Genomic DNA, 15,583 nt, shown 5'->3' with positions numbered 1-15,583 from the left:
CAACATGACTCTCGCAAGCCAAGACGATAGCATTAACGCACAAGTAATTGCTGTCTTTCCAGACAGTGTCCGTATTGTTGTAGACGATTTAGAAGATTTTAAAATCGCCGAGGAGTCTTTAAAGGTTGGATCTCACTTAAAGATCGCCGATAACGAGAATGCAGTTCTCATCGCAATTATTGAAAATTTTCAAATTTCCGTTAACGAAAAAGGAAAGCGCGAGCACATAATTGAAGCCTTTCCACTCGGCATTCTGAGAAATGGGAAGTTTGAGCGCGGCGGAGATTCACTTGCCACCCCCCCCAAAAAAGTGGAGCCAGCAACAATCGACGACATTAAGCAAATATACGACGGGTCAGTTGATTCAAACAAGAAATTTTGCTTTTCCAAATTATCTTCCAACAGAGAAGTTGCCGTCCCGATCGACGGAAACAAGTTTTTTAATAAACATATTGCAATTGTTGGATCGACGGGATCTGGCAAATCACACACGCTCGCTACAATTATTCAAAATGCAGTCAAAGAAAAAGGCGAAGGATTTTCACTCAATAATTCTCATATAATTGTTTTTGACATTCACTCAGAATACAAATCCGCATTTCCGGATGCGACTTACATCGACACCTCTAGCCTGACACTCCCATACTGGATGCTAAACAGCGAAGAACTGGAAGAGTTTTTTTTAGACACAGAGGCAAATGACCATAACCAAAGAAATATATTCAAAGAGGCGATTATTTTAGATCGCCGAGAAAAATTCACCGGCTCATATGCTGAAAAGCAAAAAATCCATTTAGACACACCACTTCTATTTGATATTAATAAAGTACTTGAGTATGCCAAAGCCAAAAATACAGAAATGATTGATACTGGCGAAGTATATGCCAACAGCAATAAAGAAAAGGCCGGACAACCTAGACTTACCCAAGGGAGCCTGCATGGGAAACTCACCAACTACGTAAGTCGACTAGAAAATAAAATTAATGATAGAAGGCTTGAATTTTTTCTAGGCGAACAATCAAGGAGCATTACCTTTGAACAAACGCTCCAAATGCTAATGGGCTACAAACCCGGCAGCATGTCCAATGTAACGGTGATTGATTTAAGCGGAGTACCGTTTGAAGTGCTGAGCATTACGGTATCTCTGATATCGCGCTTGATATTTGAATATGGCTACATCTACAAGCGCTCACGCTGCTCACAAAATCCCAGCGAAACAATCAACAACAACGCTCCGATTTTACTTGTATATGAAGAAGCTCACAAATACGCCCCCAACAGCGAACTATCGAAATACAGATCTTCGAAAGTGGCAATTGAAAGAATTGCCAAGGAGGGTCGTAAGTATGGCATTACTTTATTACTCGCAAGCCAACGCCCCTCAGAGATATCAGAGACCATTTTTTCACAATGCAACAATTTTATTGCCATGCGACTTACCAATCCCATTGATCAAGGATACGTAAGAAAACTGCTTCCAGATTCACTTGGATCACTAGCTGAAAAGATGACATCGTTTCGACAAGGCGAAGCCCTTCTTGTCGGCGAATCAGTTGTCTTGCCAACGATCGTGCAAATTGATCCGTGTGGCAACGCACCTTCTTCCAATGACATTCCTTACTGGGAACTTTGGAAAGAGGAATGGAAGGAGATTGACTTCACAGATATAAAAAGAGAATGGTATAAATAAAGGCCCAAAGATTCAGATGGGATAGTTAATAGCCAACATCTTTTTTAGTGCATCAGCGACCGAATCGATTCCAAATGGATTCGATTCGGCAGTCCCAGACAAACCGTTATTACTCAGACAATGGAACAAAAATCTTCCAACTTAGAAAGTCACGCGAATTAGTGACTTACGGCAAAAGATTCAGTGCTCTAAATTGCCAACTAATAACAAATATCTTTGTTAATGCGCCCCAGCCGCCTCCGCCCCCCCCGCCCCGCCCTTCTTCGCCGGCTTGGCCACCCAGACCAACCCGATCATCGCCACGAACAGCACCGCCGAGCCCCAGAACACATCGTTCACGCCCAACATCGCGGCTTGCGTGTCGATCATCCGGTTCACCACCGCAGTCCCCTGCTCCGCCGTCATCCCCGTGCCGCGCAGCGCCTCGAAGGTGCGCAGCGCCGCCGGATCGGCGTTGGTCATGTGCTCGACCAGTTGCGCGTGATGCAGCGTCATGCGGTTGTCCCACAGCGTGGTCGAGATCGAGGTGCCGAACGAGCCGGCCAGAATCCGGCAGAAGTTCGATAGCCCCGACGCCGCCGGGATGCGCTCGGGCGGCAGCCCCGACAGCGCCGCCGATACCAGCGGGATGAAGAAGAAGGCCATCGCGATGCCCTGGATCAGCGTCGGGATGACGATGGACGCCATGCCGATGTCGGTCGTGTAGCGCGAGCGCATCCAGAACACGAGCGCGAACACCAGCAGCGCCAGCGTCGAGTAGAGCCGCGTGTCGACGCGGTGGATGGTCAGCCCGACCACCGGCGACAGCAGCACCGCCGCCAAGCCGACGGGCGCCAGCGCCATGCCGGCCATCGTCGCGGTGTAGCCCATGTACTGCTGCAACCACAGCGGCAGCAGCACCACGTTGCCGAAGTAGAGCCCGAACGACACCGACAGCGTGACCGTGGCAGTCCAGAAATTGCGCCGCGTGAACAGCGACAGATCGACCACCGGATGCTTCTCGGTCAGCTCCCAGATCAGGAACACGACCAGCCCGACCACCGCAATCAGCAGCAGGCCCACGATCAGCGGCGACTCGAACCAGTCGAGCTCCTTGCCCTTGTCGAGCGCGACTTGCAGGCAGCCGACCCAGAGCACGAGCAGCGCGAGACCGATGCTGTCGATGGGCAGCTTGCGCGTGGGCGTTTCGCGCTTGCGGTAGATGGCCCAGGTGCCGGCGGCCGCGACGATGCCGACCGGCACGTTGATGTAGAAGATCCACGGCCAGCTGATGTTGTCGGTGATCCAGCCGCCGAGCAGCGGGCCGATCACCGGCGCGACCAGCGTCGTCATCGACCACAGCGCGAGCGCCAGCCCGGCCTTGGCCTTGGGAAAGCTCGACAGCAGCAGCGTCTGCGACAGCGGAATCATCGGACCCGCGACTGCGCCCTGCAGAACGCGGAAGAAGATCAGCATGCCGATGTTGGGCGCCACGCCGCAAAGCCAGGACGTGAGCACGAACAGCAGCACGCTGGCCACGAACAGCTTGACCGCGCCGATGCGCTGGGTGAGCCAGCCGGTGATCGGCACCGTGATGGCATTGGCGACGCCAAAGCTCGTGATGACCCAGGTGCCCTGGTTGGCGCTGACGCCCAGATCGCCCGCAATCGTCGGGATGGCGACGTTGGCGATCGAGGTGTCGAGCACGTTCATGAAGGTGGCGGTCGCCAGCACGATGGTGCCGATGACGCGGGTCGCGCCTTCGAGCGGCGGATGCGCGGCGGGTGGCGCGGCCGGCGCCGGGGCGGGCGGCGCGCCGGCCCCGGCCGGCAGTGCGGAATCGGAAGCAGCCATGCCGGTTCAGCCGTGACGTTGCGTGGCAGCGGCGGCACCGAGCGGCGCCGGAATGCGCTGGCCGGCCACGTCCACCGCCGCGCGCTTGCCCGCGACCGGCGCCGGAGCGCCCGCGCCGAGGTTGCGGGCGATGATGTCCGCGACCAGCTTGTCGGCTTCGGCCGCGGCGTCGGTGTAGCTCGCGGTCAGCGCCTGCGACGCCGGACGCGGCGCGGTGGCCACCGCCGGGCCGGTCTGGTCGTGCACATCCACCGTCGCGACCATCGACAGGCCGATGCGCAGCGGATGTTCCTTGAGCTGGGCCGCGTCGAGCGCGACCCGCACCGGCACGCGCTGCACGACCTTGATCCAGTTGCCGGTCGCGTTCTGCGCCGGCAGCAGCGAGAAGGCCGCGCCGGTGCCGGCGCCAAAGCCCACCACGCGGCCGTCGTACTCGACCTTGTCGCCGTACAGGTCGGAGGTGAGCTTGACCGGCTGGCCGATGCGCATGTCGGTCACCTGCACTTCCTTGAAGTTGGCATCGACCCAGACCTGATCGAGCGGGACGATGGACATCAGCGGCGTGCCGGCCGCGACGCGCTGGCCGACCTGCACATTGCGCTTGGCAATCTGCCCGCCGACCGGCGCGACCAGCGCCGCGCGATGCAGCGCCAGCCAGGCTTCGCGCACCCGCGCCCCGGCGCGCAGCACGTTGGGATGGTCGGTGGCGGTGACGCCGCGCGTCAGCGACTGGTTGGCCAGCAGCTGCTCGCGCGCGGCGGTGGTCGCGGCTTCGGCGGCGGCGAGCTGGCTGCGCGCGTTGGCGACGGCGTTGCGCGCGTGCTCCAGCTCCTCGCCCGAGACGGCGCCGCTGGCGGTCAGGCCGGCGCGGCGCTTGAGGTCGTCCTCGGCCTTGGCCAGGTCGGCGCGCACGCGCTGGGCGTCGGCTTCGCGCAGCTTGACCTGCGCGGCGTAGCTGGCGTCGTTGGCAAACAGGGTGCGCACCTCGCGCACGGTCTGGCCGAGCTGGGCCTCGGCCTGGTCGAGCGCGACTTGCGCATCGGCCGGGTCGAGCTTGATGAGCGGCGCGCCGGCGGCGATCACGTCGGTGTCGTCGGCATAGATGGCGAGCACCGTGCCGCCCACTTGCGGCGTGACCTGCACCACGTTGCCGGCCACGTAGGCGTTGTCGGTCTCGACATACCAGCGCGCGTTGTCGTACCAGCGCCAGCCGGAGATGGCCGCCCCGATGACGACGACGGCGGCCACGGCGAGCAGCGCCTTGCCGCGGCTGAACGGCGGCTTGTGCATCGGGCCGGCGGCGGGTGCCTGGGCGGCGGCCGGGCGGCCGGTGGCGGGAGCGTTGTTGTTGGTGTCCATGGCGATTCTCAGGATTGAGGGCTGTAGCCGCCGCCGAGCGCGCGGACGAGGCCGATCTGGTTTTCAAGCGCGCGGGCGCGCAGTTCGGTGCCGGCGCGGCGTGCGGCGAGCACGCTGCTTTCGGCGCTGAGCACCGTGAGGAAGCTGCCGAGGCCGGCGCGGTAGCGCTGTTCGGCCAGCGCATAGGCGCTTTCGGCGGCGGCCTGGGCGGCGCGCTGCTGCTCGGCCTGACGGTCGATGGCGCGGCCCGAGGTGAGCGCATTGGCCACGTCGCGGATGGCCAGCGTCAGCACCAGGTTGTAGCTCTCGACAGCTTCGTCGGCGGCGGCCGAGCGCGCCGTGAGCTGGGCGCGCAGCCGGCCGCCCTCGAAGATGGGCAGGCTGATGGCGGGCGCGACGCCCCATTCGCGGCTGCCGCTGTCGAGCAGGTCGCCGAGGCCCAGCGCATGCAGGCCGGCGAACACGCTCAGATTCACGTTGGGATAGAAGGCGGCGCGCGCCACGTCCACGCCGGCGAGCGCGGCTTCGACCCGGCGGCGCGCGCCGACCACATCGGCGCGGCGGCCGAGCAGGTCGGCCGGGATCACGGCAGGCGGCGGCAGCAATTGCTGGCCGGCGAGGCGCGGCGCCAGTTCGGCCAGCCGCTGCGGCGCGACGCCGGCCAGCGCGGCCAGCGTGTGGCGACCCAGCTCGATGCGCTCCTCGGTGGCGGCGATGTCCTGGCCGGTCTGCGGCACGGTGGTTTCGGCCTGACGCAGCTCGACCCGCGTGTCGAGGCCGGCGGCGACCCGCTCGGACACGATCTGGCGGATGTGCTCGCGCTGGGCCTGGGTGGCGACGAGGATGTCGCGCAGCTCGATGTCGCGCGCGAGTTCCACGTAGCTGGTGGCGATCTGCGTCGACAGGATCCAGCGCGCGGCGGCCACGTCGGCCTCGGCCGCGCGCGCCTGACCGAGCGCGGCGGCGAGCGCGGCGCGGTTGCGGCCGAACAGGTCCAGCTCCCACTGGCCGCCCACGCGCAGCAGCGCGTCGGCATCGACCGAGCCGGCCAGCGGCGCGGGATAAATGTAGTTGTCGCTGAAGCGCTGCTGCGTCACCGAGGCCTGGCCGTCGACGCGCGGCAGCAGCGCGGCGCGCGCGGTCTCGATGCCGGCGCGCGCCTGATCGAGCCGCGCGCTGGCGATGCGCAGCGACGGCGAATCGGAAAGCGCGGTGTCGATCAGGCGGTCGAGCGCCGGGTCGCCGATGGCGCGCCACCAGTGGTCGCCGGGCCAGGTGATGGGCGTGGCGGCAGCGGCGCTGTTGGCGCCGAGCGCAGCGGGATCGGTGAACGCGGCCTTCGGTGCGATGCCCTGCATGTCGGCGCAGGCGGCCAGCGCGAGCGCGGTCGCCAGCGCGAGCGCAGTCGTGCGCCGGGGCCGCGCGGCGACAGCCCGGCGCGCCGTCGGCGCGATGGAATCCGGCCGGTTCATGCGTCCTCCTCCTCGCCGCGCGGCGCATTGGCGTTCATGCGCTGGCCGTTCTCCAGCATGCGCAGCAGCAGCGCGCGCAGCACGTCGTGCTCCTCGCGGCTGAACCCGGCCAGATGGCCGTTGATGACCTCGCACAGCGCCCGCGGGATCAGCGCCGCGAGCCGCTCGCCTTCGGGCGTGAGTTCGAGCTTGACCACGCGCCGGTCCTCGGTCGAGCGCACGCGCAGCACCAGCCCCTTGGCCTCCAGCCGGTCGAGCAAGCGGGTGATGGCGCCGGTGTCGATGCAGCCTTCGCGCGCCAGCTCGGCGGCGGTGCTGGCGCGCCCCATGCTGATGTGCAGCAGCGGCTTCCACTGCGCGTCGGTGATGCCGTGCTCGGCCATGCGCTGGTCGATGGCGCGCGTCATCGACACGACGATCTGGCGCAGCGTGAAGCCGAGGCTCTGGCTCGGGTCGTAGTTGTCGGCGGTATAGAAATCGATGTCTGGCATGGCGGCCTTCAGGTCCGGTAGGACGATGGCTGCCATGTATATCACTGCTCAGGCAGCAATTGCTGCGTCAGAAGCTGCCGGTTACAAACGTGTCTGTTCAGCCGCCGAAGCCTTCGCGGGCGCGGTCGCGCGCCAGCAGTTCGTGCAGCGCGTCGCGCGGCGTCGTGCCTTCGAACAGCACGCGGCAGACGGCATCGGTGATGGGCAGGGCCACGCCGAGCCGGCGGCCGAGTTCGCGCGCCGGGCGCGCCGAGCGCACGCCCTCGGCCACCTGACCGAGCGCGCCGACCGCCTCGGCCAGCGCCTCGCCGCGCCCGATGGCGAGGCCCACGCGACGGTTGCGCGACAGGTCGCCGGTGCAGGTGAGGATGAGGTCGCCGACGCCGGCCAGCCCCATGAAGGTGTCGGCGCGGGCGCCGAGCGCGAGGCCGAGCCGGGTCATCTCGGCCAGTCCGCGCGTGATGAGCGCGGCGCGCGCATTGAGGCCCAGTTCCAGCCCGTCGGCCACGCCGGCGGCGACCGCCAGCACGTTCTTGATCGCGCCGCAGACTTCCACGCCGGCCAGATCGCTGGAGGCGTAGATGCGCATCGCGTCGCCGTGGAAGACGGCGGCGAGCCGGTCGGCGAAGGCGATGTCGTCGGCCGCGAGCACCAGGGCGCAGGGCAGGCCGCGCGCCACTTCGCGCGCGAAGCTCGGGCCGGAGAGCGCGGCGGCCGGCACGCCGGGCAGCGCTTCGGCCATCACCTCATGCAGCAGGCGGTCGCTGCCTTCTTCAAAGCCCTTGCAGAGCCAGACCACGGCGGCCGGCGGCCGGAGCGCGAGCCGTTGCGCCGTCGCGCGCAAGGCGGCGGCCGGCGTGGCGATGACCACGACGCCGCAACTGGCGGCGCGGTCGAAATCGGCGGTGATGGCAAGACGGTCGGGCAGCCGCGTGCCCGGGAGATAGCGCGCGTTCTCGCGCGCGGACTGCATGGCGGCGGCGGCTTCGGCATCGCGTGCCCACAGGAGCACATCGCGGCCCTGGCGCGCGAGCGCGGCGGCCAGCGCCGTGCCCCAGCTGCCGGCGCCCAGCACGCCGACCGGTGCTCCGATCGATGCGTCAACCGGCATGCCGACCGGCACATCGGCCGGCCAGCCGGGCGCAGCGCCCGGAGCGGGCCGGTCCTGCGCCGTCGCCGTGCCGCTGGCGGGCAGCGCGGGCTCGTGGCCAATGCCGGTCATGACCCGCGCCGCCCGTTCGACTTACTGCACCGTGCCGTTGCCGGCTTCGGCCTGACGCTGCGCGAGGCGCTGCTGGTAGAAGGCTTCGAAGTTGATTTCCTGCAGCAGCACGGGCGGCAGGCCGGTGCGGGTGATGAGGTCGGACAGGTTGGCGCGCAGATAGGGGTAGACGATCGACGCGCAGAGGATGCCGAGGATCGGGTCGAGCTGGTCTTCGGGGATCGACTCGATCTGGAAGATGCCGGCCTGCTTGGCTTCGGCCAGGAACAGCACCTTGTCCTTCACGCGGGTGGTGATGGTGGCGGTGACTTCGACCTCGAAGATGCCGGCGGCGAGCGGCTGGTTGGCCACGTCCACCTGGATGTCGACGGCCGGCGCTTCCTGCTCAAGGAAGATCTGCGGCGCGTTCGGCAGTTCGAGCGAGGCGTCCTTCAGATAGACGCGCTGGAGATTGAAAACGGGGGCCTGCGCTTGCTGGTCAGCCATGAAATGCACCTGTGGGGATTGCCGCCCGTGCGAGGGCGGAAAAATGAGCGGGCGTGAAACCCGGACGGCGGCCGCTCGGCGCAGTCCGGCAGAAATCGGGGGCGAAGCCCGCGCGCGGCCGGCTCAGGCGGCAAGCAGCGGATCGAGCCCGCCGCGCCGGTCGAGCGACAGCAGATCGTCGCAGCCGCCAACATGCTTGCCGTCGATGAAGATCTGCGGAACGGTCGTGCGGCCGGTGCGCTCGACCATTTCGCGCTTGAGCGCGTCGTCGTCGTCGGGATAGAGCTTTTCGATGCCGGTGACGCCCTTCTTCACCAGCACGCTTTCGGCGCGCCGGCAGTAGGGGCAGCTGTCGCGGAAGTACATGACGATCTTGGCCATGGCGGAGTCCTTGTTGTGATGGGCGCGTCAGGCCGTGCGCAGCGGCAGGCCGGCGGCTTGCCAGGCAGTCACGCCGCCTTCGAGCACGACCACCTCGCCGAAGCCGGCCTTGGTCAGCAGCGCGAGCGCGCGCTGGGCGCGCTGGCCGCTCTGGCAAACCACGATCAGCGGCTTGCTCTTGGCCTTGGTCAGCTCGGCGCTGCGCGCTTCGAGCTGGTCGAGCGGAATGTTGCGGGCGCCGGTGATGTGGCCGCGCGCGAATTCCTCGGCGCTGCGCACGTCCACCAGCCAGGCATCGCGATCGTTGATGAGCCGGGTGGCCTCGAAATGCGAGACACCGCCCTTGCCGCCGTTGCGCAGGATGGGCCAAAGCAGCAGTGCGCCCGACACGAGGGCGGAGGCGACGAGGTACCAATACTCGAGCAGGAACTTCACTTGGGGCTGACCTTGCGGCGCGGCATGCGCGCGGATGAGGGAAGCGTCAGGGCGACGCCAAAGTCGGCCATTATAAAATGCCGGGGTTTTCCTCCCGCCGCGCCCAGCTCGCAGGCGCGCATCCAGCGCCGCCGCCAGCCCGCAAACCACCGCCCAGAGGGCGCCGCCGCCGGACCCGGTTTCCAAACCTTGCAGCGCAACGCTGAGCCCGCCATGCATAAACTCGTTCTCATTCGCCACGGCGAATCGCAGTGGAACCTCGACAACCGCTTCACCGGCTGGACCGATGTCGACATCACCGAAAACGGCGCCCGCGAAGCCAAGGCCGCCGGCCAGCTGCTCAAGCAGGAAGGCTATTCGTTCGACATCGCGTTCACGTCGGTGCTCAAGCGCGCGATCCGCACGCTCAACACCGTGCTCGACGAACTCGACCAGCTCTGGATTCCGGTCGAGAAGCACTGGCGCCTGAACGAACGCCACTACGGCGCGCTGCAGGGCCTGAACAAGAGCGAGACCGCCGCCAAGTACGGCGACGAGCAGGTGCTGGTGTGGCGCCGCGCCTATGCGATCGCGCCCAATCCGCTGGCGCTCGACGATGAACGCCATCCGCGCTTCGACGCCCGCTATGCCGACCTCGACCCGGCGCTGCTGCCGGCCACCGAGTGCCTGAAGGACACCGTGGCGCGCGTGCTGCCCTACTGGGACGAGACCATCGCCCCCACGCTGAAGAGCGGCAAGAAGGTCATCATCGCGGCCCACGGCAACTCGCTGCGCGCGCTCATCAAGTACCTCGACGGCATCTCCGACGACGACATCGTCTCGCTCAACATCCCGACCGCGCGCCCGCTGGTCTATGAGCTGGACGACGACCTCAAGCCGATCCGCCACTACTACCTCGGCAATCAGGCCGAGATCGAGGCAGCGATGAATGCCGTCGCGGCCCAGGGCAAAGCCAAGGCGGCTTGAACCCCATCGCGCATCGAGGCCGGCGGTCGATGCCGGCCGCAAGCCGTGCCGCCCGGGCCGGCGCCGTCGCGCTGCGGCCGGGCGCGGCGGTCTTGCTGGCGGCGGCGCTGCTGACCGCCATGCCGGCCGGCGCCGCGCCGACGCCGGCACCCGCAGTCGCCATTCCCGCGCCGGCACCGGTCGGCGCCACCGCCGAGCAGCGCCGCGCCGCGCAGAGCGAAGCCGGCGAGCTGCGCGACCGCATCCAGTCGCTCAAGCGCGATCTGAACAAGGCCGAATCCGACCGCAGCGAGGCGCGCGATGCGCTGCGCGCGTCGGAAGCGGCCATCTCCGAAGCCAACCGCCAGCTGCACGACCTGGACACGCGCCAGCGCGAAACCGAAGCGGCGCTGGCTGCGGCGAATGCCGAGCAGGCCCGCGTCGAGCGCGAGATCGCCGATCAGCGCGAACGGCTTGCGCGGCTCGCCCGGGCCGAATACACGACCGGCCGCATCAGTCCCTGGCAGCTGCTGCTGTCGGGCCAGAACCCGAACGACAGCGGCCGCAGCCTGGCGCTGCTCGGCTATGTGGGCCGGGCCCAGCGCAAGGCCATCGACGAACTCGAAGCGGCCGAGCGCCAGCAGGCCGAGCTGGCCGCCAGCCAGCGCCAGCGCATCGACGAGCTGGCGGCGATCCGGGCCGAGCAGGAAACCGGCCGCGCCACGCTCGAACGCGAAAAGCTCGCGCGCAGCGCCACGCTGGCCCAGGTGTCGGCGCGGCTCGACGAGCAGCGCCGGCAGGTCGGCGCGCTGGAGCGCGATGCCGAGCGGCTCAACGGTCTCATCGACAAGCTCGGCAAGATCATTGCCGACGACGAACGCCGCGAGCGCGAGCGCATCGCCGCCGAAAAGCGCCGCGCCGAGCAGGCCGCACGCGATGCCGCCAAGGAAGCCGCGCGACGCGAGCTGGCCGAGCGCGAAGCGGCGCGCAAGCGGGCCGAGGCCGATGCGGCGCGCGCACGGTCGGGCACGGTGCAGCCGGCGCCGGGCACCGGCAATCGCGCCACGGCGAGTGCGGGCGCAGGCCCGTCGGCGCCGGTGGGCGGCGCATCCACGCCGGCGGGCAGCGCCGGCGCGCCATCGGCCGGCACGCCGGAGAACGTCGCGCCGCCGGCCGGCGCCGTCGCGCGTGCCGCCGAACCCGCTGCGCCGCCACCGCCGCCGCCCGCGCCGAGCATCGCGATGCTGCCCGACGGCTCGGCCTTCGAGGCATTGCGCGGCCGGCTCGCCCAGCCCGCCGCCGGCGAAATCACCGGCCGCTTCGGCCGTCCGCGCGACAACGGCCAGTCGACCTGGAAGGGCCTGTTCATCGCCGCCCCCACCGGCGCCGAAGTGCATGCGGTGGCACGCGGTCGGGTCGTGTTCGCCGACTGGCTGCGCGGCTTCGGCAACATCGTCATCGTCGACCACGGCGGGCAATACCTGTCGATCTACGCCGGCAATGAATCGATCTACAAAACTGCAGGTCAGAGCGTTAACGCCGGCGACACAATTGCCAGCGTGGGCGCGACCGGGGGCGCCGAACGCCCCGGCCTATACTTTGAACTCAGGCATGCAGGCGCGGCTATTGACCCTTCCGGGTGGCTGCGCTGACTGCATGATGCAAAGCCCGGCATCTCGCGCCGGGCTGTTTTTTTGCAGCGATTTCTCCGGCAACAGCCGTCTCGCAATAGGTGGATGAACGATGGGCAGCAAGTTGAAGAGCCTGGGTCTGGTTTCGGCGGGTGTGGTGGCGGGCGTGCTGGTCAGCCTGCAACTGACGGCGGTCGCGCAGCGCGAACCCCGCCCCGCCCTGCCCTACGAGGAAATCCGCCAGTTCACCGACGTGTTCGGCGCGATCAAGAGCAACTATGTCGAGCCGGTGGAGGACAAGAAGCTCGTCACCGAGGCGATCTCGGGGATGCTGACCAGCCTCGATCCGCATTCGCAGTACCTCGATGCCGATGCGTTCAAGGAACTCACCACGCAGACGCAGGGCGAGTTCGGCGGGCTGGGCATGGAGATCGGCAGCGAGGACGGCTTCCCCAAGGTGATCTCGCCGATCGAGGACACGCCGGCCGCGCGTGCCGGCGTGCATGCCGGCGATCTGATCGTGCAGGTCGACGACAAGCCAACCAAGGGCATGAGCACGACCGACGTGGTCAAGCTGCTGCGCGGCAAGCCCAAGACCAGCGTCACGGTCACCTTCGCGCGCAAGGGCGAGAGCAAGCCGATCGTCATCACGCTTGAGCGGGCGGTCATCAAGGTGGCCTCGGTCAAGTCCAAGATCGTCGAGCCGGGCTATGCCTATCTGCGCATCACCCAGTTCCAGGAAGCCACGGCCGAAAACCTGGTGACGCAGTTCAACAAGCTGGCGGCGCAAGGCCCGCTCAAGGGCATCGTGCTCGACCTGCGCAACGACCCGGGCGGCCTGCTGAATGCGGCCATCGGCGTGTCGGCGGCCTTCCTGCCCAAGGGCGATCTGGTGGTGTCGACCGACGGCCGCACCGACGATGCCAAGCGCAAGTTCTTCGCCAATCCCGAGGACTATCTGCGCGGTCGCGGCACCGAGGATTACGTGGCCAAGCTGTCGGTCGATGCCAAGCGGCTGCCGATGGTCATCCTGGTCAATCGCGGCTCGGCGTCGGCGTCGGAGATCGTCGCGGGCGCCTTGCAGGATCACAAGCGCGCGACCGTCATCGGCACGCAGTCGTTCGGCAAGGGCTCGGTGCAGACCATCCTGCCGCTGTCGGCCACGACCGCCATCCGGCTGACCACGGCGCGCTATTTCACGCCGGCCGGCCGCAGCATCCAGGCCAAGGGCATCACGCCCGACCTGCTGGTCGACGAATACAAGGACGGCGATCCGCTGGCCGAATTCGGCACCCGCGAGGCCGACCTCGACCATCACCTGGCCAATCCCGAGGGCGGCGAGGCGGCGGCCGAAAAGAAGACGCCGGAGCAGCGCGCCGCCGATGCCAAGCGCATCGAGGAAATCCTCAAGAACCGCAAGCCGGTCGAGTACGGCAGCGCCGACGACTGGCAGTTGCAGCAGGGCCTCAACCAGCTCAAGGGCAAGCCGGTCGAAACCGCCAAGCCGCGCGTCGAGACCGCCGCCGTGAGCGGCGACAAGGGCGCCGCTGCGCCGACCAAGCAATGAGTTGTCGCCGCGCGGCGCGCTTCGCATTCCGGAGCGCGCCGTGAACGACGATCAGCTGCTGCGCTACAGCCGCCACATCCTGCTCGACGAGATCGGCATCGAGGGCCAGCAACGGCTGCTCGATGCGACCGCGCTGGTCATCGGCGCGGGCGGCCTGGGTTCGCCGGCGGCCATGTATCTGGCCACCGCCGGCCTCGGCCGGATCGTGATCGCCGATGGCGACACGGTCGATCTCACCAATCTCCAGCGCCAGATCGCGCACAGCACGGCGCGCGTCGGCTGGCCCAAGGCCGCATCGGCACGCGAGACGCTGGCGGCGCTCAATCCGCAAATCGAAGTGGTGGCGATCGCCGAACGGCTGGCCGGCGATGCGCTGGCCCGCGAGGTGGGCCGCGCCACGGTCGTGCTCGACTGCTCCGACAATTTCGCCACCCGCCATGCCGTCAACCGCGCCTGCGTGGCGGCCGGCGTGCCGCTGGTGTCGGGCGCGGCAATCCGCTTCGAGGCGCAGGTCAGCGTGTTCGACCCGCGCGATGCGGCCTCGCCCTGCTACCACTGCCTGTTCCCCGAGGCCGACGACGCCGAGGAAATCCGCTGCGCCACCATGGGCGTGTTCGCGCCGCTGGTCGGCATCGTCGGTGCGATGCAGGCGGCCGAGGCGCTCAAGCTGGTGGCCGGCATCGGTCGCAGCCTGGCCGGCCGGCTGCTGCTGCTCGACGCCCGCAGCATGGAATGGACTTCGATCAAGCTGCCGCGCGACGCCGATTGCCCGGTCTGCGGCCAGCGCCATCACTGATTGCTTCGCATGCCCAAGCTGCTCAATGCGCGTCGCGCGCTCGCTCTCGTCTGCCTGATTTCGGTCGGCGCCATGGCTTCAGCGCTTTATGTCCAGCATGAGCTGGGCGTGGAGCCCTGCCCGCTGTGCATCGTGCAACGGCTGGCCTATGTGATTGCCGGCGCCATCGCGCTGGTGGGTGCGCTGGTCGGCACCCGGCCCTGGCTGATCCGGCTGCTGGCGGCGCTGTCGGCGCTCGCCTCGGCGGCAGGCCTTGGCGTGGCCAGCTGGCACACCTGGCTCATCGCCCATCCGCCCGAAAGCGCCAGCTGCGGTCGCCCGTTCAGCTGGATGCTGCAGAACTTCTCGCTCGAACAACTGCTGCCGCGCATCTTTGCCGGCCATGGCGACTGCCTGACCGTGGAATGGACGCTGTTCGGCTTCAACATCCCGCAGCTGTCGATGATGCTGCTGGCCACGATGCTGGCGCTGGGCCTGCTGGCCCTGGCGCGCCCGGGCCGCAGCCCGGGGCTGTTCGAAGGCGCCTGACGCGCCTGCCGATCAGACCAGCAGCAGGGTCGCGATCTGACCCTCGGCGCCTTCGCCCGGTGCCCGCAGCCAGCCGCTCTTGGCATAGCGGTGCCACTTGCCGCCCACGTAGCTGAGCACGAGGTTGGCGCGCGCATCCACGTCGAAGCCGTCGGGCAGACGGCCCTGGAACAGCGCGGCACGCAGGCCGCGCGCAATCGCCGCTTCGAGCCGGTCGAACAGCTCGTTCATGCGCACTTGCAGGCGGTCGTTCTCGCCCACCAGCGCATCGCCGACCAGCACCCGCGTCATGCCGCGGTTCTGTTCGGCAAAGCCCAGCAGCGCGAGCACCAGGGCGCGCGTCTGCTCAATGCCATCGTCATGGTCGGCCGCGCATTGCTCGGTGATGCCGAGCAGCGTGCCTTCGATGAATTCGATGAGCGACTCGAACATCTGGGCCTTGCTCGCGAAGTGGCGGTAGAGCGCCGCTTCGGAAACTTCGAGTCTGGCCGCGAGCGCCGCGGTGGTGATGCGCTCGCCTTTCGGGTGCTCCAGCATCTCGCCGAGCGCTTGCAGGATCTGCACGCGACGTTCGCCAGGCTTGCTGTAGGCCCGCTTGCGGGCGGTACCGGCGTCGTCGGTGATGTGGTCGTTCGCGAGTGTGGTGAGAGTCATCTTTCGAGGTCGGCGCTGAAATGCGTTTTGACAAAAATGTCACAGGAAATATCAAACGCGACGATTCTAGACAGCGGTCACTCGCCGGCACCA

At 66.8% G+C, this 15,583-nt stretch carries 15 protein-coding genes; 6 read left to right on the top strand and 9 right to left on the bottom strand.

What is annotated here, in order from left to right:
• Nucleotides 1–4 precede the first annotated feature (4 nt).
• Nucleotides 5–1,690, top strand: a complete 1,686-nt coding sequence (locus B9P64_RS18615; RefSeq protein WP_085317718.1) for an ATP-binding protein — start codon at nt 5–7, stop codon at nt 1,688–1,690.
• Nucleotides 1,691–1,909: 219 nt separating this feature from the next.
• Here the strand turns inward: B9P64_RS18615 and B9P64_RS18610 are convergent, their stop codons facing one another.
• The 8 genes from B9P64_RS18610 to B9P64_RS18575 all read right to left on the bottom strand — a co-directional run bounded on the left by B9P64_RS18610 (nt 1,910) and on the right by B9P64_RS18575 (nt 9,369).
• Nucleotides 1,910–3,523 carry a DHA2 family efflux MFS transporter permease subunit gene (locus tag B9P64_RS18610; protein ID WP_085317660.1) on the bottom strand — a complete coding sequence of 538 codons (1,614 nt, stop codon included), beginning with the start codon at nt 3,521–3,523 and terminating at the stop codon, nt 1,910–1,912.
• A gap of 6 nt (nt 3,524–3,529) precedes the next feature.
• Nucleotides 3,530–4,882, bottom strand: a complete 1,353-nt coding sequence (locus B9P64_RS18605; RefSeq protein ID WP_085317659.1) for an HlyD family secretion protein — start codon at nt 4,880–4,882, stop codon at nt 3,530–3,532.
• Nucleotides 4,883–4,890: 8 nt separating this feature from the next.
• Nucleotides 4,891–6,354, bottom strand: a complete 1,464-nt coding sequence (locus tag B9P64_RS18600) for an efflux transporter outer membrane subunit (RefSeq protein WP_085317657.1) — start codon at nt 6,352–6,354, stop codon at nt 4,891–4,893.
• Nucleotides 6,351–6,845 (bottom strand): MarR family winged helix-turn-helix transcriptional regulator, encoded by a 495-nt coding sequence (locus B9P64_RS18595; protein ID WP_085317717.1) that lies wholly within the window; start codon nt 6,843–6,845, stop codon nt 6,351–6,353. The genes B9P64_RS18600 and B9P64_RS18595 overlap by 4 nt, the downstream gene beginning before the upstream one ends.
• 97 nt (nt 6,846–6,942) lie before the next feature.
• Complete coding sequence (locus B9P64_RS18590; protein WP_328589878.1) at nt 6,943–8,067, bottom strand: NAD(P)H-dependent glycerol-3-phosphate dehydrogenase; 1,125 nt, start codon at nt 8,065–8,067, stop codon at nt 6,943–6,945.
• Between the two features lie 21 nt (nt 8,068–8,088).
• The gene (gene secB, locus B9P64_RS18585) at nt 8,089–8,553 is read right to left on the bottom strand and encodes a protein-export chaperone SecB (protein WP_085317715.1); all 465 of its coding nucleotides are present in this window, start codon (nt 8,551–8,553) and stop codon (nt 8,089–8,091) included.
• Between the two features lie 123 nt (nt 8,554–8,676).
• The gene (grxC, locus tag B9P64_RS18580) at nt 8,677–8,934 is read right to left on the bottom strand and encodes a glutaredoxin 3 (RefSeq protein WP_085317655.1); all 258 of its coding nucleotides are present in this window, start codon (nt 8,932–8,934) and stop codon (nt 8,677–8,679) included.
• A 27-nt stretch (nt 8,935–8,961) separates the two neighbouring features.
• A complete protein-coding gene (locus B9P64_RS18575) occupies nt 8,962–9,369 on the bottom strand; it encodes a rhodanese-like domain-containing protein (RefSeq protein WP_085317654.1) in 408 nt (135 codons plus the stop codon).
• A gap of 213 nt (nt 9,370–9,582) precedes the next feature.
• Here B9P64_RS18575 and gpmA point away from each other — a divergent pair, with 213 nt between their 5' ends.
• From gpmA to B9P64_RS18550, 5 genes are all read left to right on the top strand, one after another.
• Nucleotides 9,583–10,335, top strand: a complete 753-nt coding sequence (gene gpmA, locus B9P64_RS18570; protein ID WP_085317653.1) for a 2,3-diphosphoglycerate-dependent phosphoglycerate mutase — start codon at nt 9,583–9,585, stop codon at nt 10,333–10,335.
• A 29-nt stretch (nt 10,336–10,364) separates the two neighbouring features.
• Nucleotides 10,365–11,966 carry a murein hydrolase activator EnvC family protein gene (locus B9P64_RS18565; protein ID WP_085317652.1) on the top strand — a complete coding sequence of 534 codons (1,602 nt, stop codon included), beginning with the start codon at nt 10,365–10,367 and terminating at the stop codon, nt 11,964–11,966.
• Between the two features lie 91 nt (nt 11,967–12,057).
• The gene (locus B9P64_RS18560) at nt 12,058–13,512 is read left to right on the top strand and encodes a S41 family peptidase (RefSeq protein WP_085317651.1); all 1,455 of its coding nucleotides are present in this window, start codon (nt 12,058–12,060) and stop codon (nt 13,510–13,512) included.
• A gap of 40 nt (nt 13,513–13,552) precedes the next feature.
• The gene (locus tag B9P64_RS18555) at nt 13,553–14,308 is read left to right on the top strand and encodes a HesA/MoeB/ThiF family protein (protein ID WP_085317714.1); all 756 of its coding nucleotides are present in this window, start codon (nt 13,553–13,555) and stop codon (nt 14,306–14,308) included.
• 9 nt (nt 14,309–14,317) lie between these two features.
• Nucleotides 14,318–14,836, top strand: a complete 519-nt coding sequence (locus B9P64_RS18550) for a disulfide bond formation protein B (protein ID WP_085317650.1) — start codon at nt 14,318–14,320, stop codon at nt 14,834–14,836.
• Between the two features lie 12 nt (nt 14,837–14,848).
• Here B9P64_RS18550 and slmA read toward each other — a convergent pair whose 3' ends face one another.
• Nucleotides 14,849–15,490, bottom strand: coding sequence for a nucleoid occlusion factor SlmA (gene slmA / locus B9P64_RS18545; protein WP_085317649.1), 642 nt, complete (start codon nt 15,488–15,490; stop codon nt 14,849–14,851).
• Between the last annotated feature and the right edge of the window lie 93 nt (nt 15,491–15,583).

It is taken from the genome of Derxia lacustris (genome assembly GCF_002105195.1).
Taxonomy (GTDB): domain Bacteria; phylum Pseudomonadota; class Gammaproteobacteria; order Burkholderiales; family Burkholderiaceae_E; genus Derxia; species Derxia lacustris.
This window is presented reverse-complemented; position numbering and strand designations above follow the sequence as displayed.

What these genes read in the sequence shown, in the direction of transcription:
- B9P64_RS18615 (WP_085317718.1), top strand. Translation starts at nt 5, where the DNA reads ATGACTCTCGCAAGCCAAGACGATAGCATTAACGCACAAGTAATTGCT.
- B9P64_RS18610 (WP_085317660.1), bottom strand. Translation starts at nt 3,523, where the DNA reads ATGGCTGCTTCCGATTCCGCACTGCCGGCCGGGGCCGGCGCGCCGCCC.
- B9P64_RS18605 (WP_085317659.1), bottom strand. Translation starts at nt 4,882, where the DNA reads ATGGACACCAACAACAACGCTCCCGCCACCGGCCGCCCGGCCGCCGCC.
- B9P64_RS18600 (WP_085317657.1), bottom strand. Translation starts at nt 6,354, where the DNA reads ATGAACCGGCCGGATTCCATCGCGCCGACGGCGCGCCGGGCTGTCGCC.
- B9P64_RS18595 (WP_085317717.1), bottom strand. Translation starts at nt 6,845, where the DNA reads ATGCCAGACATCGATTTCTATACCGCCGACAACTACGACCCGAGCCAG.
- B9P64_RS18590 (WP_328589878.1), bottom strand. Translation starts at nt 8,067, where the DNA reads ATGACCGGCATTGGCCACGAGCCCGCGCTGCCCGCCAGCGGCACGGCG.
- secB (WP_085317715.1), bottom strand. Translation starts at nt 8,553, where the DNA reads ATGGCTGACCAGCAAGCGCAGGCCCCCGTTTTCAATCTCCAGCGCGTC.
- grxC (WP_085317655.1), bottom strand. Translation starts at nt 8,934, where the DNA reads ATGGCCAAGATCGTCATGTACTTCCGCGACAGCTGCCCCTACTGCCGG.
- gpmA (WP_085317653.1), top strand. Translation starts at nt 9,583, where the DNA reads ATGCATAAACTCGTTCTCATTCGCCACGGCGAATCGCAGTGGAACCTC.
- B9P64_RS18565 (WP_085317652.1), top strand. Translation starts at nt 10,365, where the DNA reads ATGCCGGCCGCAAGCCGTGCCGCCCGGGCCGGCGCCGTCGCGCTGCGG.
- B9P64_RS18560 (WP_085317651.1), top strand. Translation starts at nt 12,058, where the DNA reads ATGGGCAGCAAGTTGAAGAGCCTGGGTCTGGTTTCGGCGGGTGTGGTG.
- B9P64_RS18550 (WP_085317650.1), top strand. Translation starts at nt 14,318, where the DNA reads ATGCCCAAGCTGCTCAATGCGCGTCGCGCGCTCGCTCTCGTCTGCCTG.
- slmA (WP_085317649.1), bottom strand. Translation starts at nt 15,490, where the DNA reads ATGACTCTCACCACACTCGCGAACGACCACATCACCGACGACGCCGGT.